The sequence below is a fragment of the Pigmentiphaga sp. GD03639 genome (assembly GCF_029845405.1).
GTDB lineage: Bacteria > Pseudomonadota > Gammaproteobacteria > Burkholderiales > Burkholderiaceae_B > Pigmentiphaga > Pigmentiphaga daeguensis.
The window spans coordinates 274,474-295,373 of record NZ_JAOCLR010000003.1 but is presented as its reverse complement, the minus strand read 5'-3'; the positions used below and the strand labels follow the sequence as shown (position 1 = coordinate 295,373).

The following is a 20,900-nucleotide window of genomic DNA, read 5'->3' as shown; positions in this document are numbered from 1 at the left end:
CAATTCCTGGAACACGAGCCCGATGTCCGCACCCAGCACGCCCCTTGCCGAGCAGCTCCAGGCCGAACAGGCGGCGATTCTGCGCCGCAACCTGCCGTTCTCGCTGTGCGGGGCGCTGCTGACGGTCGGCCTGGTGTGGGCGGCGATGCGCGAGGCGGTGCCCGCCTGGCAGATGCTGGCCTGGTTCCTGGCGCAAGCAGCCTGGACCCTGGTCCGCGCCTGGGGCGTGTCGAGGTACCGGCGGGGCGCGGGCGACGCGGGCGGCGTGGCGCGCTGGCGCCGGACCGCCATCGCCACGACCGGGGTGGCCGGATTGCTGTGGGGAATTCCCTTCGCCTACTGGATGCTGCACGTGGACCTGCCGCACCAGATGTTCCTGATCGTCGCGCTGCTGACGCTGGGCACGGGTGCGATCTACGCCTATTGCATCGACCTGCCGCTGCTCTACGCCTTCCAGGTGCCGTATTTTTCGCTACCTTTCATTGCCATCCTGACCATTCCGGGCACCATGCATACGGTGCTGGCGCTGGCGGCGGCGCTGTACCTGGCCGTCACCCTGGTGTTCGCGCAGCGCATGTCGCGCACGCAGATCGACTCGCTGCGCCTGCGCTTCGAGAACCTGTCCCTGGTCGAGAGCCTGCAACGCGAGAAAGAGGCGGCCGAGCGCAGCGACCTGGCCAAGTCGCGCTTCCTGGCCGCCGCCAGCCACGACCTGCGCCAACCGGTTCACGCGCTCAGCCTGTTCATTGGCGTGCTGAAGGAGCAGCCCTTGCCCGACGAGAGCCGGCGCCTGGTCGACAGCGTGGGGCGGGCCGCATCCGCGCTGGGAACGCTGTTCGAGGCGCTGCTGAACATCTCGCGCCTGGATGCGGGCGTGGTGCGCGTCAACCGGCGGACTTTCGCGCTGACGGCGCTGTTCGACCAATTGCTGCTGGAATTCACGCCCCAGGCCGATGCCAAGTCGCTGGTCCTGCGCGTGCGGCCCACGCGGGCGGTGGTCTATACCGATCTGGCGCTGCTCGACCGGATCCTGCGCAACCTGGTGGACAACGCCATCCGCAACACGCAGCGGGGCGGAGTGCTGCTGGCGTGCCGGCCCAGGCGGGGCGCCTGGCGCATCGAGGTCTGGGACACCGGGGCGGGCATTCCGGCCGCCGAGCAGGACAAAGTGTTCTGGGAGTTCCACCAGTTGAACAATCCCGAGCGCGACCGGGGCAAGGGGCTGGGCCTGGGGCTGGCCATCGTGCGGCGCACGGCCAAGCTGCTGGGGCATGCCGTGGGCCTGCGCTCGCGGCCGGGGCGCGGCAGCGTCTTCGCCATTACCGTGCCCCGCATGGCCGAACAGCATGCCGGCCAGCCGGAGGCGCCGCCGCCCGGTCATTCCGCCGGAGCGTTGAAGGGCCGGCTGGTATTCGTGGTCGACGACGACATCGAGAACCGGCAGGGACTGCAACTGCTGCTGGAGGCCTGGGGGTGCCGGGTCGTGGCCGGCGGCAGCGGCGAAGAGATCGTCCAGGCCGCCGCCCGGCGCAACGAGCGGCCGGACCTGATCATCAGCGACTACCGGCTGCGCAACCACGAGACGGGAATCGAGGTGATCGACGCGCTGCACGAAGAGTTCAACGACGAGAACATCCCGGCCATGCTGATCAGCGGAGATACCGATCCGCAGCGGCTGGCGGAAGCGGCGGCGCGCACCTGGCCGCTGATGCACAAGCCGGTCGAGCCCGCCGAGTTGCGGGAGGTCCTGGTACGGATGCTGGGCTAGGGCCCATTCCCGGTCTACCTGGGCTTGCCGAACAGGCCGGCGCGGCGCGCAGCCAGCACCGCCTGGGTGCGGTTGACCACGCCCAGCGCGGCGAAGATGGCCGAGATGTGGGCCTTGACGGTCTTCTCGGTCGTGGCCAGGCGTTTGGCGATTTCACTGTTGCGCAGCCCCTCGCACAGCAGGCACAGGACCTCGGTCTGGCGAGGCGTCAGGCGGCCGGGGGGCTGCTCGGACAGGACGGCCAGCGATGCCGGAAGGTTTTCCGGCGGCCGGACGACCTGACCGGCCAGCACGCGCTGCATGGCATCCAGCAACTGCCCGACGTCGGCGGACTTGTGCAGGAAGCCGTGGGCCCCCGCGGCCAGGGCCGCCTCGGCATCCTCGTGGTCCTCGGAGGCCGACAGCACCATGACCCGCAGGCCGGCGCCCGCGCGCCGGAGCTGGCGCACCAGCGCCGTGCCGCCGATGTCGGGCAGGTAGTAGTCCATCAGCGCGATGTCGGCCGTGGTGTCCTTGAGCAAGGCCAGGGCCTCGGCGCCGCCGACGGCGGTGCGCAGATGCAGCGAGGGGCCGGCCGCTTGCCGCAGGGCAAGCGCCAGCCCCTCCCGGAACATGGCGTGATCGTCGATCAGCAGGGCGCTGGCCACGGAAGCGATGCCGCTACCAGATCTTCCACCAGGGACCGCTGTCTTTCTGGAAGCCGCTCTTGACGAAGCTGCTGTCGGGATAGTTCATGCTCAGCACGCGCGAGGCGTCGTCGCGCAGGTCGGTCATGCCCATCTTGTCGTAGGCCAGCACCATGATGTAGAGCGCTTCCTCGACCGCGGGAGCACCCTGGAAGTCGCGCACCGCGGTCTGCGCGCGGTTGACGGCGGCCACGTAGGCGCCGCGCTCGAGATACAGGCGGGCGACGTGGACCTCGTTCATCGCGATGGAGTTGACGAGATAGTTCAGGCGCAGGCGGGCGTCGGGCGCGTACTTGCTGTCGGGGAAGCGCGCGACCAGGGCCTTGAAGGCGTCGAACGATTCGCGCGCGCCCTTGGGGTCGCGCTCGCTGGGGTCCTGGCGCGTCAGGCTGGCCAGGAAGGCGCTGTCCTGGTAGAAGTTGATCAAGCCCTTCAGGTAGAGCATGTAGTCCAGGCTGGGGTGGTTGGGGTGCAGGCGCTCGAAGCGGTCGATCGCGGCCAGCGCCTGGGCGTTGGAGCCATCCTTCCAGTAGACGTAGGCGATGTCGATCTGCGCCTGCTGGGCGAAGACGCCGAAGGGATAGCGCGATTCGAGTTTCTCCAGCAACTTGGCAGCCTGGGTCCAGTTGCCGGTATCCATCTCGTCCTTGGCCTCCTTGTACAATCTCTCGGCAGTCCAGCCCACCGTGGGGTCGGGTTCCTTGCCGGTATTGGCGCAGCCCGCCAGGATGAAAAAGGCCAGCAGGCAGGCCAGGGCCAGGCTCAGCCGCGCGACGAGGCGCTGCCGCCGGGCCGGGGCCGGATGCCCGCAGGCCGCTTGCATTGCCAGGGAATTCAACTGCATGGTGGTGTCCCTCACCAATAGACTATCCGTGATTATATTCGGGCTTCGCGGCCAGGCCCTCCAGAAACATGTCATCTTCGCTGCCGTCCCAAGATATCGAAAGCCAGGAAGCCGAGCCGCGCTTGCTGGACCTGCCTTCGGGCACCCGGGCCGATCGCCTGGACAAGGTCCTGGCGCAGCTGCTGCCCGAGCATTCCCGCAGCCGCCTGCAGGGCTGGATCGAGCGCGGCGGCGTGCTGGTCAACGGCAAGGCGGCCTCCGTGCGGCAGGTCGTCGGGCCGGGTGACCAGCTCACGGTCTGGGAGGAAGCGGCGCCCGAGTCGCTGGCCTTCACGCCGGAAGCCATCGATTTTCCGGTGGTGGCCGACAGCGCCGACTGGATCGTGGTCGACAAGCCCGTCGGCCTGGTCGTGCACCCGGGGGCGGGCAACTGGCACGGGACGCTGCTCAACGGCCTGCTGCACCGCTATCCCGAACTGGCCCAGGTGCCGCGCGCCGGCATCGTGCACCGGCTGGACAAGGATACCTCGGGGCTGATGGTCGTGGCACGCACCATTACGGCGCAAACCTCGCTGGTGCGGCAGTTGCAGGCCCGCACGGTGGGGCGGCGCTATCTCGCGCTGGTGTCGGGCCACGTGCGGCGCGGCGGCACCATCGATCGGCCCATCGGCCGGGACCCGCGCGTGCCGGTGCGCATGAGCGTGGAGCGGCCCATCGCCGCCAAGCCGGCCATCACTCATTTCGAACCCCTGCGCCTGGGCAGGGCGCCCGGCGGCATGCCGGTGACCGAGGTCGAATGCCGCCTCGAGACCGGCCGCACGCACCAGATACGGGTGCACATGGCCAGCATCGGCCATCCGCTCCTGGCCGACACGCTGTACGGCGGCAAGGCGGTGGCGCCCGCCGCGCGGCAGATGCTGCACGCGGCCAGGCTGCAGTTCGACGATCCGGTCCATGGCGGGCCCCGCGTTTTCCATGCGCCGGTGCCGGACGACATGCAGGCCGTCGTGCGCATCATCGCCTGGGAGGATGGCGAGGAGGACGCGGACGGCTACCTGGACGAGGAGGATGACGCATGACCGCCGCCCAGCCGTTCGTGCAGGAAGGCCCGGACTGGCCCGGGCTGCGCATCTTCGCCACCACCCGTGCCGGCGGCGTCAGCGCGGCGCCGTATGCTTCGTTCAACCTGGGCGCGCACGTGGGCGACGCCCCCGGGGCGGTGGCCGCAAACCGCGCGCGCCTGCGCGCGTTGTTGCCGTCCGATCCGCTGTGGCTGGACCAGGTCCATGGCACGCGGGTGGCCGACGCCGACCACGAAGCGGATCCCGCGCCGGCCGATGCCGCCGTCACGCGCGTCCAGGGCCGGGTGCTGGCCATCATGACGGCCGACTGCCTGCCTGTCGTGATCGCGGCGCCCGAGGCCCGCGTCCTGGCCGTGGCCCATGCCGGCTGGCGCGGACTGGCGGGCGGCGTGCTCGAGAATGCCGTCGCGGCGATGGGCGTGCCGCCGGACGCAGGCCTGAGGGCGTGGATAGGGCCGGCCATCGGTCCCCTGGCCTTCGAGGTCGGAGACGAGGTGCGGGGGGCTTTCGCGCGCGCGGCCGAACCGCCTGCGGGCGCCTTCGTCCCGACCGGCGGCCACGACGCGGCGGGCGCCCCCAAGTGGCTGGCCGACCTGCCGGCCCTGGCCGAGCAGCGGCTGCGTGCCGCGGGCGTGGCCACGGTCGTGCGCAGCAATCTCTGCACGGTGGCCGGCAACGACCGCTTCTACTCCTACCGCAAGGAGGGCGTCACCGGACGCTTCGCGACGCTGGCCTGGCTCGTTCCGTGACCGCCAGGCGCTCGGGGCGACGCTTGGTCGCCGGCGCCATCAGGGTTTCTCTTGATCAGGGTTTTCCGGGGTGTCGCACGCCGCTTCGCGCGCACGGCGCAGCCGCTTGCGCATGGGCGCGGTGAAGATGTACAGCAGGATCGCGACCGGCAGCAATCCGTAGAAAAGCAGGGTCGCGATACCCGCCAGAACCGTGGGCTGTGCCAGGGACATCAGCAGTGTCACGTAAAGCCAGCCGATGGCGACGAGGAAGGAAAAATGCATGGGTCGGCGAAGATGAAATATGAGTGAAACGCCGGTCCGACCGGCGCGCCGCGCAGGCATTGGCGCGGGTCTTGCGCGATTTGACAGCCGCAGGCGCGCTATGCACTATGGCATCTAGCGTAATCGAATCAGCAAGGTGTTCTAGTGAGTCAGTCCAGGCAGGATTCTACGAACCCCTTGGCGTGGCTGGAAGCATGGCAGCAGATGTTGAATCAGAAGGCCGACATGCCTGGGTCGTCGGCGCCTTCGAGTCGCATCCTGTCGGGCGGGCACGCCATGGCCCCCGAGAAGCTGCTGGAGATCCAGCAGGAGTTCGCGCAGGAATGGGCCGATCTCTGGCGAGCCGCCGGCGCGGGCGAACTCGAACCACTGACCGATCAGCGCTTCGCCGGTGAAGCCTGGAGCGCCAGCCCCGGGCATGCATTCCTGGCGCATGCCTACCTGCTGTCCGCGCGCACCATGCTCAAGATGGCCGACAGCGTCCAGGCGCCCGAACATGTCCTGAACCGGCTGCGCTTCGCCACCATGCAATGGGTCGAGGCCATATCGCCCTCGAACTTCCTCGCGCTCAACCCCGACGCGCAGCGCCGCCTGCTCGAGTCCGGCGGCGAAAGCCTGCAGCAGGGCATCGCCAACCTGGTGTCGGACCTGCAGAAGGGGCGCATTTCCCATACGGACGAATCGTCGTTCGAGGTCGGGCGCAATCTTGCCACCACCGAGGGGTCGGTGGTGTTCGAGAACCGGCTGTTCCAACTGATCCAGTACAAGCCTCTCGGGCCCCGGGCCTACGCGCGTCCGCTGCTGATCGTGCCGCCCTGCATCAACAAGTTCTACATCCTGGACCTGCAGCCGCACAATTCCTTCGTGCGTTTCGCGCTCGAACAGGGCATGCAGGTCTTCATGGTGTCGTGGCGCAACCCGCTGGCCGTCGACGCGGATGGCGTGCAGCATGCGGACTGGGATGCCTACCTGCAGGAAGGCGTGCTCGAGGCGATCGGCGTCGTCTCGTCCATCTCGCGGCAGCCGCAGGTCAACGCGCTGGGATTCTGCGTGGGCGGCACGCTGCTGTCGTCGGCGCTGGCGGTGGCGAAGGTACGCGGCCAGGATCCGGTGGCCTCGCTCACGCTGCTCACGACGCTGCTGGATTTCGCCGACACCGGCGTGCTGGACGTCTTCATCGACGAAGCCCAGGTGCTGCTGCGCGAACAGCAGTTCGCCGCGGGCGGCGTGCTGGCGGCGCGCGAACTGGCGACCACCTTCGCCTTCCTGCGTCCGAACGACCTGGTCTGGAACTACGTCGTCAACAACTACCTGAAGGGGCAGGCGCCGTCGGCCTTCGACCTTCTGTACTGGAACGCCGACAGCACCAACCTGCCGGGACCGTTCTATGCCTGGTACCTGCGCAATACCTATCTCGAGAACAACCTGCGGGTGCCCGGCAAGGTGCGCGCGTGCGGCGTGGGGCTCGACCTGAGTTCCCTCGACATGCCGGCCTATGTGTACGGTTCTCGCGAGGACCACATCGTGCCCTGGACCTCGGCGTACGCCTCGACCGCGCTCCTGCGCGGGCCGATGCGTTTCGTGCTGGGGGCCTCGGGCCATATCGCCGGGGTCATCAATCCGGCTTCGCGCAACCGGCGCAGCTACTGGGTGCGCGAGGACGACAAGCTGCCGGCCGACGCCGCCGCCTGGATGGGCGAGGCGCGCGAAGTGCCGGGCAGCTGGTGGAACGACTGGGCAACCTGGATCAAGGAGCACGGAGGGCGCCAGGGCAAGGCGCCGGGCGCGCTGGGCAGCGCCGACCATCCCGTCATCGAACCCGCGCCGGGCAAGTACGTGCGGGTCAGGGCGGCATGACAAGAGACATGCGTATTCTGCGGGTCAAGCGGCGGTGGGTTCCGCCGTTTCATAAGGAGGCATCATGAGCGGAAAGATAGCGTACGTGACGGGCGGCATGGGCGGCATAGGCACCGTCATCTGCCAGCGGCTGGCCAAGGACGGGTTCACCGTCATCGCCGGCTGCGGGCCCAATCGCGACTCTCAGCAGTGGCTGAACGAACAATCGGCGCTCGGTTATACGTTCCACGCCTCCGTGGGCAACGTGGCGGACTGGGATTCGACCGTGGCCGCGTTCGCCAAGGTGCGAGAGGAGTTCGGGCCGGTCGACGTGCTGGTCAACAACGCGGGCATCACCCGCGACGGCCTCTTCCGCAAGATGACGCTGGAAGACTGGCGCGCCGTCATCGACACCAACCTCAACAGCCTGTTCAACGTCACCAAGCAGGTCATCGGCGACATGACCGAGCGCAAGTGGGGGCGCATCATCAACATCAGTTCGGTCAACGGCCAGAAAGGGCAGTTCGGCCAGACCAACTACTCGACCGCCAAGGCCGGCATCCACGGCTTCACGATGGCGCTGGCGCAGGAAGTCGCATCGAAGGGCGTGACGGTCAACACGGTTTCGCCCGGCTACATCGGTACCGACATGGTGCGTGCCATCCGCCCCGACGTGCTCCAGAGCATCGTCGACACCATCCCGGTGAAGCGCCTGGGCACGCCGGACGAGATCGGCTCCATCGTGGCTTGGCTGGCTTCGGACGACGCGGGATTCGCCACCGGCGCGGATTTCTCGCTGAACGGCGGCCTGCACATGGGGTAAGCCCCGATCCGGCCCGACGCGTTCCACGCCGGGTTGGACTAAACTTGATGGCTGGTGCGGTCGGCGGACCGCACCGGTTTCATACAAATCTAAGTTGGGGGCAAGCATGGCGCAGCAAGCCGGAGCCGGCAACGCGTTGCGGTTGATAAAAAAATATCCCAATCGCCGGTTATACGATACGCAGACCAGCACCTACATCACCTTGGCCGACGTCAAGCAGCTCGTGCTGGACAACGAGACGTTCGAGGTCGTCGATGCCAAGTCCGGCGAGGACCTGACCCGCAGCATCCTGCTGCAGATCATCCTGGAAGAGGAAACCGCCGGCGCGCCCATGTTCACGTCCACCATGCTGGCCCAGATCATCCGTTTCTACGGCCATGCGATGCAGGGCATCATGGGTTCGTACCTGGAGAAGAACATCCAGGCCTTCATGGAGATCCAGAACAAGCTGGGCGAGCAGTCCAAGGGCCTGTACGGCGGCCAGTTCGGCCCCGAGGCGTGGGCGCAGTTCATGAACGTCCAGACGCCGATGATCCAGAGCATGATGAGCAACTACATCGAGCAGAGCAAGAACCTGTTCGTGCAGATGCAGGACCAGATGCAGAACCAGACCCGGTCCATGTTCACCACGTTTCCCTTTACCCCCGCGTCCAAGGACGACGAGCGCAAGTAGCGCGGGGGCGGGCGCGCCGTAACCCGGTAAAATGCCCCCATTCCGCTAATTCCGGCCGCGAGTCGCGCTCGCGGTGCGCCCGATGTCCATCCATTCGTCCGATTCCCCGACCAACACCGCCATTCCCCGCGTGGCCTTCGCCAGCCTGGGCTGTCCGAAGGCAGCCTCGGATTCCGAGCAGATCCTGACCCAGCTGCGTGCCGAAGGCTACGAGACGTCCAAGACCTACGAGGACGCGGACCTGGTCATCGTCAACACCTGTGGCTTCATCGACGACGCGGTCAAGGAAAGCCTGGACACCATAGGCGAGGCCCTGCAGGCCAACGGCAAGGTCATTGTGACCGGCTGCCTGGGCGCCAAGAAGGAGGCCGATGGCGAAGGCGTGGTGCAGAAGATGCATCCCAAGGTCCTGGCCGTGACCGGGCCGCACGCCACCCACGAGGTCATGCAGGCGGTGCACCTGCACCTGCCCAAGCCCCACGATCCCTTCAGCGACCTGGTGCCGCCGCAGGGCGTGCGCCTGACGCCCAAGCACTACGCCTACCTGAAGATATCCGAGGGCTGCAACCACCGGTGCAGCTTCTGCATCATCCCGTCCATGCGCGGCGACCTGGTGTCGCGGCCCATCCACGAGGTCATGCGCGAGGCCGAGAACCTGGTCAAGGCCGGCGTCAAGGAAATCCTGGTCATTTCGCAGGACACCAGCGCCTACGGCGTGGACGTGAAGTACCGCACGGGCTTCGTCGACGGCCGGGCGGTGCGCACCCGCATGACCGAACTGGTGCGCGAGCTGTCCAGGCTGGGCGCCTGGATCCGCCTGCACTACGTGTATCCCTATCCGCACGTGGACGAGGTCCTGCCGCTGATGAACGAAGTCCACGAGAACGGCGGTCGCGTGCTGCCGTACCTGGACGTGCCGTTCCAGCATGCCAGCCAGCGCATCCTGAAGCTGATGAAGCGTCCGGCTTCGTCCGAACGCAACCTCGACCGCATCCGGGCCTGGCGCGCGGTCTGTCCGGACCTGACGATACGCAGCACCTTCATCGCCGGCTTCCCCGGCGAGACCGAGGCCGAGTTCGAGGAAATGCTGGACTTCCTGCGCGAGGCCGAGCTGGACCGCGTGGGCTGTTTCGCCTATTCACCGGTCGAGGGCGCGGCCGCCAACGAGCTGCCCGATCCCGTGCCCGACGAAGTCCGGCAGGAACGCCAGGCCCGCTTCATGCAGGTCCAGGAGGCCGTTTCCCGCAAGCGCCTGGCGCGCCGGGTCGGCAAGGTCATCAAGTGCATCGTCGACGAGGTGGGCCCCGAGGGCGGCGTCGCCCGTTCCATGGGCGATGCGCCCGACATCGACGGCAAGGTCTACGTGGCGCCGGTCGACAAGCCCTGGAAACGCTACAAGGTCGGGGACATCATTTCCGTGCGCATCGCCCGTTCCGACGATCACGATCTCTGGGGAAACATAGGGTAGCCCCGGTTCATCTCCTTATCAGCAGTGGCGCTAATTCGGCGGCCAGGCGCTTCAGGGTGGGAGCGACGGTGGCGGCGACGTGGGCGTCGGTGAACAGGGCGTCCGACGCGCCGCAGGTCAGCACCAGCGTACGGTGACGGTCGGCGGGCTGGACCGGGACGCCGATGGCGGTGAAGTTCTCCTGCGGATAGCGCATGAACACGGCGCCATGCCGCTGGTAGTCGTCCAGCGCCGCCCGCAGCCGGCCGGGACCTCCGCCGGCATCCCATCGTCCTTCCGCCTGCAGCCCGGCGATGATGCGTTCGCGTTCGGCCGGCGGCTGGGCCGCCAGGTAGGCCAGTCCCAGCGATGAATCGGTCAGGCCCACGGTCGAGCCTATGTGCAGCATCACGCGCCGCACCTGGGCGGGTTCGCAGCGCTGGATGACCACCATGCTGGCCTCGTGCCGCTCGGCCAGCAGCACCGTGGTGCCCAGGGCATCGGCGGCGGCCTTCATCAGCGGCACGGCATAGTCATTGATCCCGGTCTGCGCGACCACGGCGTAACCCAGCAGCAGGGCGGCCGCGCCCACGCGCAGCTTGTCGTTGGCCGTGGGCACCAGGTAGCCCAGAGCCGCGAGCGTCTTGCACAGCCGCCAGACGGTGGGCTGCGGCAGTCCGGTCAGCCGGGCGATTTCCGTGGTGCCCAGTTCGCCGCGCGCGGGCGTGAAGCAGCGCAGGACTTCCAGGCCCCGGGCCAGGGCGGTGACGAACAGCGGATCGGTTGCTTTCATGGCGCGAGCGGGCCTTGACACCCTTCGAGGTGAAGCCCAGAATAAATTCATAAAACGAATTATCAATTCATATAATGAATTATTCAAGTGCCATGCAGCAAGATTGCACGCCGGAACTGGCCGAAATGCGGCCGGCCATCCGCCGCTTCGTCGGCGAGCGGCTCGAGCCCCTGGCCCGCCAGATGGACCAGGACGGCCAATTGGCGCCGTCGGCATTGGCCGAAATGCGCCAGCAAGGCTATCTGGGCATGCGCTTGCCGGTCGAATACGGCGGGGGCGGATTCGACTTGGCCACCTATTGCCTGGTCATGGAGGAAGTGGCGCGTTCACACCGCGTTTTCACGGTCATGCTCGATTGCACCAGCGGCCTGACCCCGATCGCCATCGCGCGCCATGGGACGCCCCAGCAGCGCGACAAGTATGTCGCGCGGCTGGCCAGCGGCGAATGGCTGGGCAGCTTCGCGCTGACCGAGCCCGAAGCGGGGTCGGACGCGGCCGCCTTGCGCACCACGGCGGAAAAAAGGGCGGGGGGCTGGGTGATCAACGGGCTGAAGCAGTTCATCAGCGCCGCGCACCGCGCACAGGTGGTCATGGTCCTGGCCGTGACCGATACGGCGCGGCGCGCGCGGGGCGGCATCACGGCCTTCCTGGTGGACCGGGGCACGCCGGGCATGTGCATCGCGCGGGTGGACAAGACCATCGGCTCCGACCCCATCGAGCTGGCCGAGATCCGCTTCGACGATTGCTTCGTGCCGGACGAGGCGGTGCTGGGCGAGGTGGGCGGCGGATTCCGCATCGCCATGGGGTCGCTGGCCAGCGGCCGCATGGGCGTATCGGCCGCGTGCATAGGCACGGCCGATCGGCTGCTGGAGGAAGCGGTGGCCTACGCCAAGGGCCGCGTCACTTTCGGCCAGCCGCTGGCCGACCGGCAGGCCATCCAGTGGATGCTGGCGGATTCGGCCACCGAGCTGGCGCTGGCGCGATCGCTGGCCTACGACACCATGCGGCGTATCGATGCCGGCCAGGACGCGGGCACGGCCACCAGCATGGTCAAGCTGTTCTGTTCCGAGATGGTGGGACGCGTTGCCGACCGCACGGTGCAGATACTGGGCGGCTCGGGGCTGATCCGCGGCGTGCCGGTCGAGCGCTTCTATCGCGACGTGCGGCACTACCGCATCGGCGAAGGCGCGTCCGAGATCCAGCGCATGCTGATCGCCCGGGCCCTGCTGAAATGAGGGCCCGCCCGCCGGACACCGATCAGGGCAGCCGGCCGTTGGCGCGGCGCCTGGCGGCATTCGCGCTGGGATTGCGGCGCGCGGACCTGTCGCCGGCGCGGCGCGAGAAGGTCGCGTTGATCCTGGCGGATTTCCTGGGGTGCGTGCTGGCCGGATCCAGTTTGCCCGAGGCCGGTTCGGCTTTCGTGCTGGCGCAGCCCGGCGCGGTGCGGATTCCCGGCGCGCCGGCGGGCCTGAGCCCGGAATCGGCGGCCATCGCGATGAGCGCCATGGGTTCGCTGCTGCAATGGCACGACGGCTACGGCAATGGCGGCAACCATCCGTGCAACACCATCATCCCGGCCGTCTGGTCCATGCGCGAGGGCCGGACCATGGAAGCGGTCCACATGGCCATCGCGGTCGGCTACGAAGTCGCGAACCGGCTGGCGGCCAGCGCGCATCCGGCCCTGACGCTGGCCGGGCTGGCGCCGACCTCGTGTACGGGCGCGATCGGCGCGACCGCCGCCCTGGGACGCCTGCTGGAGCTGGACGAAGACACCCTGGCGCGCGCGCTCGGCAACGCCGCCTTCTCGTTTCCCGCGGCGGCGCTGCGCGGCCTGACCGAACACGGCTCGGCGGTGCCGCTGCATGGCGGCCTGGCGGCGCGCTGCGCCATCGAGTCGGTGAAGCTGGCGCGCGCCGGCCTGGGGTCGGGCGGCCGCATCTTCGAGGGCGGCGCCGATCCGGGCGTCCTGGACGTTCTGCGCAGCCGGGGGCTCGCGCAGGATCCGGCAACCTGGCGGGGCGAGACGCTGGACGGCGTGTACTTCAAGCCCATGCCCGCCTGCCGCCACGCCCAGCCGGCCATCGACGCCATCCAGTCCATCTGGAGCGACGGGCCGGTGGCTGCTCACGAGATCGAACGCGTGGACGTGCATACCTATCCGGTGGCGCTGCGCTTCGGGCAGGCCCCGGGCGCGGCGCACGAGCTCTACGATCGGCTGATGAGCGTGGTGTGGACCGTGGCCAGCGCGCTGTGCCATGGCCGGTACGACTTGTCGAACGTGCGCCGGCCCGCCGTCGAACCGGGCGTGCTCGGCCTGTATCCGCGCATCCACCTGCATGTCGACGAATCGTACGCGGCGCTGTATCCGCGCTACCTGCCGGCGCGGGTCGAGATCGCGCTGCGCGGAGGCGGCCGCCGCGCGGGCACCTGCATGATGGAGTACGGCACGCCGTCCGAGCACGGTCCTTATTCGCCCGGCGGCACGCACATGCCGCCGTTGGACAGGACGGGAGTGGAACGCAAGTTCCTCCAGTTGGCGGGCACCGTGCTGGACGATGGCCAGGCCCGCGCGTTGTGGCTGGAGGCGAGGGCGGTGGCGGACTTGAGCGGGTAGGCGAGGGCTGGGGTGCGGGATGCCGTTTTCCTAATTGTCCTATTGACAGAACAATAGATCATAAATAAAGTCCCCCGGAGTATCCTGAATGCAAGAGGGCAGCATGTCGGAAGTCAAGCTGGACCCGGTCACCCTGGCCGTCCTGAAAGGCCGGCTGGAGCAGATCGCCGATGAGATGGACGCCACGCTCTACCGCAGTGCGTTCAATCCCATCATTGCCGAGGCCCACGATGCCTGCCACGGGATCTACGACGGTGCGACCGGCGATACCCTGGTACAGGGCAAATCGGGGCTGCCGGTGTTCGTCGGGGCGATGGCGTTCGCGGTGCGGGCGGCGGTCCAGGCGGCGCAGCCGCTGGGCGGCATGCGCGAAGGCGAGGTCTGGCTGTTCAACGATCCCTACGAAGGCGGCACGCACGCCAATGATTTCAAGCTGGTCAAGCCCTTCTTCCTGGAAGGCCGGCTGGTCTGTTTCCTGGCCTCGGCCGCGCATTGGCACGACGTGGGCGGCAACGTTCCCGGCAACTACAACCCGGCGGCTACCGAGTGCTGGCAAGAGGCGGTCCAGATCCCGCCGGTGCGCATCGTGCAGCAAGGGGAAGTGAATCCCGACGTGCTGGCCATCCTGCGCGCCAATACGCGCATGCCCGACAGCCTGTGGGGCGACCTGAACGGGCAGCTCGCGGCGCTGGAACTGGGCGAGCGGCGCCTGGCCGAGCTGTTCGCGGCCTATGGCGAGGCGCGGGTGACGGGCGCCATGGGCGCGCTGCGCGAACGGGCGCGCAGGCTGATGCGGGCGCACATCGCGTCGCTGCCCGATGGCCGCTATGCATTCGAGGATTATCTGGACAACGACGGCATCCGCGACGACATGCTGCGCGTCGCGCTGGACATGACGGTGGAAGGCGAGCGGCTGGTGCTGGATTTCTCGCGCACCTCGGGCCCCTGCGCGGGGGCGGTCAACATTTCGCGCGCCACCGCGGTAGCGGCCTGCTATGTCGCGCTCAAGCACCTCTTTCCCGACGTGCCGGCCAATGCCGGCGTGCTGGATGCGGTCGAGTTCGTGATGCCCGAGGGCCTGTTGATCACGGCGCAGCGGCCGCGGCCGGTCGGCGGCTACACCGAGACCATCCTGCGCATGATAGACGTGGTCTTCAGCGCGGCGGCGCAGGCCGATCCGGCGCGCGCCGTGGCGCAGGCCTACGGCACGATCAACGCGCTGTCCATAGCGGGGCTGCGCAGCGACGAAGGGCGCCGGGGCCAGCGCTGGGTGATGTTCAGCTTCTTCGGCGGCGGCCACGGCGGCCATGCCGGCGGCGATGGCCTGAGCCACGGCAACGCGCCCATTTCCACGGCCACGATACCGCCGCTGGAGATCATCGAGGCCGCGTATCCGGTGCGCTTCACGCAGTGGTCGCTGCGGCCCGATTCGGGCGGGGCCGGCACGCACCGGGGCGGCCTGGGCGCGGTCTACGAGATCGAACTGCTGGAGCAGTCGGCGCAGGCTTTCATCTTCGGCGAGCGCGGCAAGTCCGCGCCCAAGGGCATCGCGGGCGGCGGCGACGGCGCGTTGAACCGGTTCAGCTATTGCGTGGACGGCCAGTGGCGGACCCCGCCCATGGTGTCGAAGATGATGGGGATACCGCTCTCGCGCGGGGACAGGGTCAGGCTGGAGACCCCGGGCGGGGGCGGCTATGGCGATCCCGCGCGGCGCAGCGGCGCCGCCGTGGAGCGCGACCGGGCCATGGGCTATGTGACGGAGGGTGGGCAGTGAGCGGGCAGCAGCGGGTCGTCGGCGTCGACGTGGGCGGAACATTCACCGACCTGTTCGTGCTGGACGAGGCGGACCAGTCGGTGGCGGTGGTCAAGGTCCCCTCCACGCGAGGCGAGGAAGCGGTCGGCTTCATGAACGGCATCGCGCGGCTGGACGATGCCGCCGGCGGCGCGGCCGGCATCGCCACCATCATCCATGGCACCACCGTGGGCACCAATGCGCTGCTCGAGCGCAAGGCCGCGCGCACGGGTTTGATCACCACGCGCGGCTTCGCCGACGTGCTCGAGATGCGGCGGCGCGACCGGCCGCATACCTGGGGGCTGCGCGGAGAATACCTGCCTCCCATCTCGCGCGACCTGCGCAAGGAAGTGGACGAGCGCGTGCTGGCCGACGGTTCCATCCACACCGCAGTGGACCTGGGCCAGGTCGAGGCCTGCGTGCGCGAACTGCTGGCGCAGGGTTGCGAGGCGGTCTGCGTCTTCTTCATCAACACCTATGCCAACCCGGCCAACGAGGCGGCGGCGGTGGCGCGCGTGCGCGAACTGTGGCCCAACGACTGCGTGACCTCGTCGGCCGAGGTCCTGCCCGAGATCCGCGAGTTCGAGCGTGTCTCCACGGCCAGCCTCAACGCGGCATTGCAACCCGTCGTGGGCGGCTACCTGCGGCGGCTGGAAGGCGACCTGCGCGAACGCGGCTTCGGCGGGCAACTGATGATCGTGCAAAGCAACGGCGGAGTGATGTCGCGGCAGACCGCCTGCGAGCTGCCCGTGCGCACGACGCTGTCGGGCCCCGCGGCGGGGGTCATCGCCTGCGCCGCGATCGCGCGCGCGGCCGGCCATCCTGACGTGATGACCGGGGACATGGGCGGAACCTCGTTCGACGTCTCGCTGGTGGTGGACGGGCGGGTGGCGCTGGCCGAGCAGACCAGCATCGCCTTCGGCATGGTCGTGCGCTCGCCCATGATACAGATCGAGACCATAGGCGCCGGCGGCGGGTCGATCGCCAAGGTGGATGCCGGCGGCATGCTGCAGGTGGGACCCGAGTCGGCGGGCAGCCGGCCCGGGCCGGCCTGCTACGGGCACGGCAATCCCTATCCCACGGTCACCGACGCCAACCTGCTGCTGGGCCGCATCGACGCCGCGCGGCCGCTGGGCGGAGGCCTCCTGGGCACGCTGGACGCGGAACTGGCGCGCGCCGCCATCCGCGCCCACGTCGCCGAGCCGCTGGGCCTGGACGTGCTGGAGGCGGCCGAGGCCATCCTGACCGTGGCCAATGCCAAGATGGCGGGCGCCTTGCGCCTGGTGTCCATCGAGAAGGGACACGACCCGCGCCGGTTCGCCTACATGCCCTTCGGCGGAGGAGGCGGGCTGCACGTGTGCGCGATGATGCGCGAGACGGGCGTGGAGACGGGCATCGTGCCGCGCTATCCCGGCGTGACCTCGGCGCTGGGCTGCGTGATGGCCGACCTGCGCCACGATGCGGTGCGGACCATCAACCGCGGCCTGCACGAGGTGGATTTCGAGACCCTGCGCGCGCTGGTCGGGGAGTTCCGCGAGCGCTGCGACGTGCACCTGGCCTCGGCCGGCGTGGCCATCGCCTCGGTGCGCGAGGAACTCTTCCTGGACATGCTCTACCAGGGCCAGACCCATACCGTGATGGTGCCGGTCCAGGCCGACCACCTGCACGCCGGGGCCGTGGCCGCCGCGTTCGAGGCCGCGTATCGCACCGAGTTCGGGCGGCTGTTGCCGGGCATTGCCGTGCGCATCATGAACCTGCGCTACGCGCGGATCGGCGTGCGGCCCAAATTCGACCTGCGCCTGCTGGCACCTCCGGCCGATGCGCGGCCCAGGCCGGCCGACACGCAACGCGTGCACGTGAACGGCGCGTGGATGGACGTGCCGCGCCATGCGCGCCTGGAGCTGCCCGTGGGCACGCGAGTCGAGGGGCCGGCCATCCTGGAGCAGCCCGATACCACCGTATGGCTGGAGCCGGGCTTCTCGGCCACGACGGACGACCACGGCAATCTGATCCTGAAACCGGTTTGATCCGGGCGGGATGGCCCGCCCGGCATGCGATGCAGTCCCGTAGACGATGAGGTAGGCGAAATGAGATCCCGCATCAAGCTTCGTGAGTACCTGGCCATCCTGTGCGCCGCGCTGGCGGCCGGCGTGCCGGCCGCGGTCCGTGCGCAGGACTATCCGTCGCGCCCGGTCATGATGGTCAACACCTGGGCGCCCGGCGGCCCGTCCGACGCCATCATCCGGCCGCTGCTGGAAAAGTTCTCGCAGAAGTTCGGCCAGCCCTTCGTGCTGGAGAACCGCAGCGGCGCCAACGGCAGCATAGGCACCAGCTACGTGGCGCGGTCCAGGAACGACGGCTATACGCTGCTGTTCGCCAACGTCGGGCCGATCGCCATCAGTCCCTGGCTGCCCGACAAGCCCAGCTACGATTCGATCAAGGACTTCCAGCCCATCGACCAGATCGTGTCGGGCTCCACGGTGCTGGTGGTGGCGCCATCGTTCCCGGCCTCGAACATGCGCGAATTCATCGACTACGCGAAGAAGCATCCCGGCAAGATCACCTACGGGTCGGTGGGCATAGGAAGCAGCACGCACGTGGCGGGCGCCACGCTGGCCAAGATGGCCGGCATCCAGATGGTCCACGCGCCTTACCGGGGGTCTTCGCAGATCCAGGTCGACATCATGTCCGGCCAGATCCAGTCCGCCTTCGTGAGCCTGGGTGGCGCGCTGGAACTGATCCGCGCGGGCAAGCTCAAGGCGATCGCGGTCAGCACCCAGTCGCGCTCGTCGGTGCTGCCCGACGTGCCGGCCGTGTCCGAGACCGTGCCGGGCTTCGACTTCAATGTCTGGTACGGGCTGATGGCGCCCGCAGGCACGCCCAGGGACGTGGTGCAGGCCCTGGCCGATGCGCTGAAGGAAGCGATGGCGATGCCCGACATCAGGAACCGGCTGCTGGCCAGCGGCCTGGACCCGCATCCGACCGGCCCGGCCGAGTTCGCCAGGAAGATCGAGCAGGACCTGGCGGCCTGGAAGCAGGCGGTCGCCAACGCCAACCTGACGCCGTAATCGAGGAAGCGAGATGACCTCCCACAGCTACGACATCCCGGCGATCGACGCCGTGGTCAATATCTGGACGCCCGAGCTGCTGGCGCAACGGCCCAAGCGCGATGCCTTCTACAGCGGCAAGATGAACGTCGATACGGCCATCATGCAAGGGTTGTCGCACGAGGACATGCTGCGCCGCATGGACGCCGCCGGCATCGAACAGGCCTTCCTGATCGCCGCCAAGGTAGGGCCCTGGCAGCATCGCGCCAGCTACCACGTGCCCTACGAGGCGGTGGCCGAGGCGGTCAATCGCCATCCCGACCGCTTCCACGGCCTGGCCGGACTCGACCCCACGGAAGGCATGCGAGGCGTGCGGGAGCTGGAGAAGGCCGTGCGGGAATACGGCTTCATCGGCGCGCATTTCTATCCCCATTGGTTCGAGCTCGCGCCCGATCACGCGAAGTGGTATCCCTTCTACGCCAAGTGCGCGGAACTGGACGTGCCGGTGCAGCTCCAGGTGGGGCAGTCCATGATCTACGACCCTTCGCACCGGCTGCGCAGCGTGGGCCGCCCCATCTGCCTGGACGCGGTGGCCTGCGATTTTCCGGAGCTCAAGATCATCGGGATACATGTGGGCATACCCTGGACCGAGGAGATGATCGCCATGGCGTGGAAGCATCCCAACGTCTACATCGGCACGGACGCCCACAGCCCCAGGTACTGGCCCGAGGCCTTCGTGAAGTACATCGACAGCTACGGCCAGGACAAGGTGATGTTCGGCACCGATTTTCCCATCCTGGATTTCAAGCGCGCGCGAGACGAGATCGAGGCCCTGGGCCTGCGGCCCGGCCCCCGGGAAAAGCTGTTGCGCGGCAACGTGCTGCGTGTCTACGGACTGGACCGATGAGCACGGGAATGCCGATGCGCGGCCCGAACATCGCGGACCAGCTGACCCTGCACGCGAGCCAGCGGCCCACCAAGCCCGCCATCATCCATCGCGACCGGGTCATCGACTATCGCCGGCTCGACCTGCTGGTGCGACAACGGGCTTCGCTGTTGCTGGAGATGGGCGTGCAGCCGGGTGACGTGGTGGGCGTGGCGCTGAAGGACACGCCCGAGCACCTGGTCATGCTCTACGCCGTGGCGCGCGCCGGGGCGGTGATCCTGCCGGTGGACTGCCGCTGGCAAGCCGGCGAGAAACTCAGGGTGGCGCGGCATTTCGGCGCGCGCTGCGTGCTGGTCGAGCCTGGAGACGACTTCGCGCCAGGCCTGTGCGTGGCGGCCGACGAGGCCTGGCTGGCCCGCGCGGAGCAGGTCGTGGTGCGCGACCGTTACGCCGAGGAGGACCGCGGCTTCTGCCTGTCGCTGTCGTCGGGGACCACGGGACGCCCCAAGGGGCCGCTGCTGTCGCATGCGCAGTTCATGAGCCGCTTCTTCACGCACTACGCCGACCTGGGGTTCGGCAGCCGCGAGACCTACATCAACGCCACGCCGCTGTACTTCGGCGGCGGGCGCGCGTTCTCGGTCTCGTCGCTGTACGTGGGGGCCACGACGGTGCTGTGCCCGCCGCCCTACAAGGTCGAGGAACTGGCCGCCGATGTGGCGCGCACGGGCGCCACGATCACCTTCCTGGTACCCACGCTGCTGCGGCGCGTGTTGCAGGCCGAGCCGCGCGACGTGGCGCCGCTGCGCGGCCTGCGCACGCTGATCTCGTCGGGCTCGCCGCTGACGGCCGAGGAGCGGCGCCGCATCCGCAACGAGGTCTGTCCAAATTTCATCGAGTACTACAGTTCCACCGAGGGCGGCGGCGTGACCGTGCTGTCCAACCAGGAACTGGAGGCGCAGCCCGCCTCCGTCGGCCGGCCGGTGTTCGGCGTGCGCTTGCAGGTCGTCGACGAACAGGACCACCCATTGCCGCCCGGCGAAGTCGGGCGTATCCGTTACGAGGGCGCCACGGTGGCGCAGGGCTTCCACCGCGACGAGGAGGCGAGCAGGGAGGCCTTCCGCGACGGCTTCTTCTACCCGGGCGATCTGGGCTACCTGAACGAAGAAGGCTACCTGTTCCTGTGCGGCCGGGCCAAGGACATGATCATCCGCGGCGGCGTGAACATCTATCCGCTGGAGATCGAGTCCATCCTCATGACGCACCCCGACGTGCAGGAAGCGGCGGTGGTGGGCCTGCCCTCGAAGGAGTTCGACGAAGACGTGGCCGCCTTCGTGATGATGCGTGGCGATCGCGACGCGGCGGCCCTGTCCGCCTGGTGCAGGGAACGGCTGGCGCCCTACAAGGTGCCGCGCCATTTCCGCTTCGTCGACGAGTTCGAGCGCAATTCGGCCGGCAAGATCATCAAGAAGCGCCTGATCGAGGGACCGACCCCGGATTAGCCGGTGGCTGCCCGTTTTCGCGCCATGGTCCGCAAACCCGCATGGTTGCTGGCGCCGGATGATTTGTCCGCAGCCTTTCCCCAGGGTTGTTCACAGC

General features: G+C 68.5%; 18 protein-coding genes. 14 read left to right on the top strand and 4 right to left on the bottom strand.

From position 1 onward, the window contains the following. The first annotated feature begins 22 nt into the window (after nucleotides 1-22). Complete coding sequence (locus N5K27_RS05175; RefSeq protein WP_132980741.1) at nucleotides 23-1,768, top strand: hybrid sensor histidine kinase/response regulator; 1,746 nt, start codon at nucleotides 23-25, stop codon at nucleotides 1,766-1,768. Nucleotides 1,769-1,782: 14 nt separating this feature from the next. Here N5K27_RS05175 and N5K27_RS05170 read toward each other — a convergent pair whose 3' ends face one another. After that, nucleotides 1,783-2,415 (bottom strand): response regulator transcription factor, encoded by a 633-nt coding sequence (locus tag N5K27_RS05170; protein WP_279815031.1) that lies wholly within the window; start codon nucleotides 2,413-2,415, stop codon nucleotides 1,783-1,785. Between the two features lie 13 nt (nucleotides 2,416-2,428). Next, on the bottom strand, nucleotides 2,429-3,277 hold the full coding sequence (locus tag N5K27_RS05165; protein ID WP_087841130.1) for an outer membrane protein assembly factor BamD: 849 nt from the start codon (nucleotides 3,275-3,277) through the stop codon (nucleotides 2,429-2,431). A gap of 89 nt (nucleotides 3,278-3,366) precedes the next feature. Between N5K27_RS05165 and N5K27_RS05160 the strand changes: the two genes are divergently transcribed. After that, a complete protein-coding gene (locus tag N5K27_RS05160; RefSeq protein WP_087841131.1) occupies nucleotides 3,367-4,377 on the top strand; it encodes an RluA family pseudouridine synthase in 1,011 nt (336 codons plus the stop codon). Further along, nucleotides 4,374-5,129, top strand: coding sequence for a peptidoglycan editing factor PgeF (gene pgeF / locus N5K27_RS05155; protein ID WP_087841132.1), 756 nt, complete (start codon nucleotides 4,374-4,376; stop codon nucleotides 5,127-5,129). The genes N5K27_RS05160 and pgeF overlap by 4 nt, the downstream gene beginning before the upstream one ends. Before the next feature lie 39 nt (nucleotides 5,130-5,168). Here pgeF and N5K27_RS05150 read toward each other — a convergent pair whose 3' ends face one another. Further along, on the bottom strand, nucleotides 5,169-5,393 hold the full coding sequence (locus N5K27_RS05150; RefSeq protein ID WP_087841133.1) for a hypothetical protein: 225 nt from the start codon (nucleotides 5,391-5,393) through the stop codon (nucleotides 5,169-5,171). Nucleotides 5,394-5,618: 225 nt separating this feature from the next. On the opposite strand from N5K27_RS05150, the gene phaC reads away from it, so the two are divergent. From phaC to rimO, 4 genes are all read left to right on the top strand, one after another. Then, nucleotides 5,619-7,250 carry a class I poly(R)-hydroxyalkanoic acid synthase gene (phaC, locus tag N5K27_RS05145; protein ID WP_279815029.1) on the top strand — a complete coding sequence of 544 codons (1,632 nt, stop codon included), beginning with the start codon at nucleotides 5,619-5,621 and terminating at the stop codon, nucleotides 7,248-7,250. Nucleotides 7,251-7,314: 64 nt separating this feature from the next. Next, nucleotides 7,315-8,052 (top strand): acetoacetyl-CoA reductase, encoded by a 738-nt coding sequence (phbB, locus tag N5K27_RS05140; RefSeq protein WP_087841134.1) that lies wholly within the window; start codon nucleotides 7,315-7,317, stop codon nucleotides 8,050-8,052. 106 nt (nucleotides 8,053-8,158) lie between these two features. Further along, a complete protein-coding gene (gene phaR / locus N5K27_RS05135) occupies nucleotides 8,159-8,725 on the top strand; it encodes a polyhydroxyalkanoate synthesis repressor PhaR (RefSeq protein ID WP_132980746.1) in 567 nt (188 codons plus the stop codon). Between the two features lie 82 nt (nucleotides 8,726-8,807). After that, a complete protein-coding gene (gene rimO, locus N5K27_RS05130) occupies nucleotides 8,808-10,193 on the top strand; it encodes a 30S ribosomal protein S12 methylthiotransferase RimO (protein WP_087841136.1) in 1,386 nt (461 codons plus the stop codon). A 7-nt stretch (nucleotides 10,194-10,200) separates the two neighbouring features. On the opposite strand, the gene N5K27_RS05125 is transcribed toward rimO, so the two are convergent. Further along, the gene (locus N5K27_RS05125; RefSeq protein WP_176400836.1) at nucleotides 10,201-10,965 is read right to left on the bottom strand and encodes a helix-turn-helix domain-containing protein; all 765 of its coding nucleotides are present in this window, start codon (nucleotides 10,963-10,965) and stop codon (nucleotides 10,201-10,203) included. 92 nt (nucleotides 10,966-11,057) lie between these two features. Here N5K27_RS05125 and N5K27_RS05120 point away from each other — a divergent pair, with 92 nt between their 5' ends. From N5K27_RS05120 to N5K27_RS05090, 7 genes are all read left to right on the top strand, one after another. Beyond that, on the top strand, nucleotides 11,058-12,200 hold the full coding sequence (locus N5K27_RS05120; protein WP_165963381.1) for an acyl-CoA dehydrogenase family protein: 1,143 nt from the start codon (nucleotides 11,058-11,060) through the stop codon (nucleotides 12,198-12,200). Continuing rightward, nucleotides 12,197-13,579, top strand: coding sequence for an MmgE/PrpD family protein (locus tag N5K27_RS05115; protein WP_279815025.1), 1,383 nt, complete (start codon nucleotides 12,197-12,199; stop codon nucleotides 13,577-13,579). The genes N5K27_RS05120 and N5K27_RS05115 overlap by 4 nt, the downstream gene beginning before the upstream one ends. Before the next feature lie 103 nt (nucleotides 13,580-13,682). Next, complete coding sequence (locus N5K27_RS05110) at nucleotides 13,683-15,353, top strand: hydantoinase B/oxoprolinase family protein (protein ID WP_279815023.1); 1,671 nt, start codon at nucleotides 13,683-13,685, stop codon at nucleotides 15,351-15,353. Beyond that, nucleotides 15,350-17,398: a hydantoinase/oxoprolinase family protein gene (locus N5K27_RS05105; protein ID WP_279815022.1), complete on the top strand. Its 2,049-nt coding sequence runs from the start codon at nucleotides 15,350-15,352 to the stop codon at nucleotides 17,396-17,398. The genes N5K27_RS05110 and N5K27_RS05105 overlap by 4 nt, the downstream gene beginning before the upstream one ends. Nucleotides 17,399-17,458: 60 nt before the next feature. Further along, the gene (locus N5K27_RS05100) at nucleotides 17,459-18,439 is read left to right on the top strand and encodes a tripartite tricarboxylate transporter substrate binding protein (RefSeq protein ID WP_279815020.1); all 981 of its coding nucleotides are present in this window, start codon (nucleotides 17,459-17,461) and stop codon (nucleotides 18,437-18,439) included. 13 nt (nucleotides 18,440-18,452) lie between these two features. Further along, nucleotides 18,453-19,325, top strand: a complete 873-nt coding sequence (locus tag N5K27_RS05095) for an amidohydrolase family protein (protein WP_279815019.1) — start codon at nucleotides 18,453-18,455, stop codon at nucleotides 19,323-19,325. Next, nucleotides 19,322-20,803, top strand: a complete 1,482-nt coding sequence (locus N5K27_RS05090) for a class I adenylate-forming enzyme family protein (protein ID WP_279815017.1) — start codon at nucleotides 19,322-19,324, stop codon at nucleotides 20,801-20,803. The genes N5K27_RS05095 and N5K27_RS05090 overlap by 4 nt, the downstream gene beginning before the upstream one ends. Nucleotides 20,804-20,900 lie beyond the last annotated feature (97 nt).

Excerpts from the sequence above, each read along its gene's own strand:
- N5K27_RS05175 (WP_132980741.1), top strand. The coding sequence starts at position 23 with ATGTCCGCACCCAGCACGCCCCTTGCCGAGCAGCTCCAGGCCGAACAG.
- N5K27_RS05165 (WP_087841130.1), bottom strand. The coding sequence starts at position 3,277 with ATGCAAGCGGCCTGCGGGCATCCGGCCCCGGCCCGGCGGCAGCGCCTC.
- N5K27_RS05160 (WP_087841131.1), top strand. The coding sequence starts at position 3,367 with ATGTCATCTTCGCTGCCGTCCCAAGATATCGAAAGCCAGGAAGCCGAG.
- pgeF (WP_087841132.1), top strand. The coding sequence starts at position 4,374 with ATGACCGCCGCCCAGCCGTTCGTGCAGGAAGGCCCGGACTGGCCCGGG.
- N5K27_RS05150 (WP_087841133.1), bottom strand. The coding sequence starts at position 5,393 with ATGCATTTTTCCTTCCTCGTCGCCATCGGCTGGCTTTACGTGACACTG.
- phaC (WP_279815029.1), top strand. The coding sequence starts at position 5,619 with ATGCCTGGGTCGTCGGCGCCTTCGAGTCGCATCCTGTCGGGCGGGCAC.
- phbB (WP_087841134.1), top strand. The coding sequence starts at position 7,315 with ATGAGCGGAAAGATAGCGTACGTGACGGGCGGCATGGGCGGCATAGGC.
- phaR (WP_132980746.1), top strand. The coding sequence starts at position 8,159 with ATGGCGCAGCAAGCCGGAGCCGGCAACGCGTTGCGGTTGATAAAAAAA.
- rimO (WP_087841136.1), top strand. The coding sequence starts at position 8,808 with ATGTCCATCCATTCGTCCGATTCCCCGACCAACACCGCCATTCCCCGC.
- N5K27_RS05125 (WP_176400836.1), bottom strand. The coding sequence starts at position 10,965 with ATGAAAGCAACCGATCCGCTGTTCGTCACCGCCCTGGCCCGGGGCCTG.
- N5K27_RS05120 (WP_165963381.1), top strand. The coding sequence starts at position 11,058 with ATGCAGCAAGATTGCACGCCGGAACTGGCCGAAATGCGGCCGGCCATC.
- N5K27_RS05115 (WP_279815025.1), top strand. The coding sequence starts at position 12,197 with ATGAGGGCCCGCCCGCCGGACACCGATCAGGGCAGCCGGCCGTTGGCG.
- N5K27_RS05110 (WP_279815023.1), top strand. The coding sequence starts at position 13,683 with ATGTCGGAAGTCAAGCTGGACCCGGTCACCCTGGCCGTCCTGAAAGGC.
- N5K27_RS05100 (WP_279815020.1), top strand. The coding sequence starts at position 17,459 with ATGAGATCCCGCATCAAGCTTCGTGAGTACCTGGCCATCCTGTGCGCC.
- N5K27_RS05095 (WP_279815019.1), top strand. The coding sequence starts at position 18,453 with ATGACCTCCCACAGCTACGACATCCCGGCGATCGACGCCGTGGTCAAT.
- N5K27_RS05090 (WP_279815017.1), top strand. The coding sequence starts at position 19,322 with ATGAGCACGGGAATGCCGATGCGCGGCCCGAACATCGCGGACCAGCTG.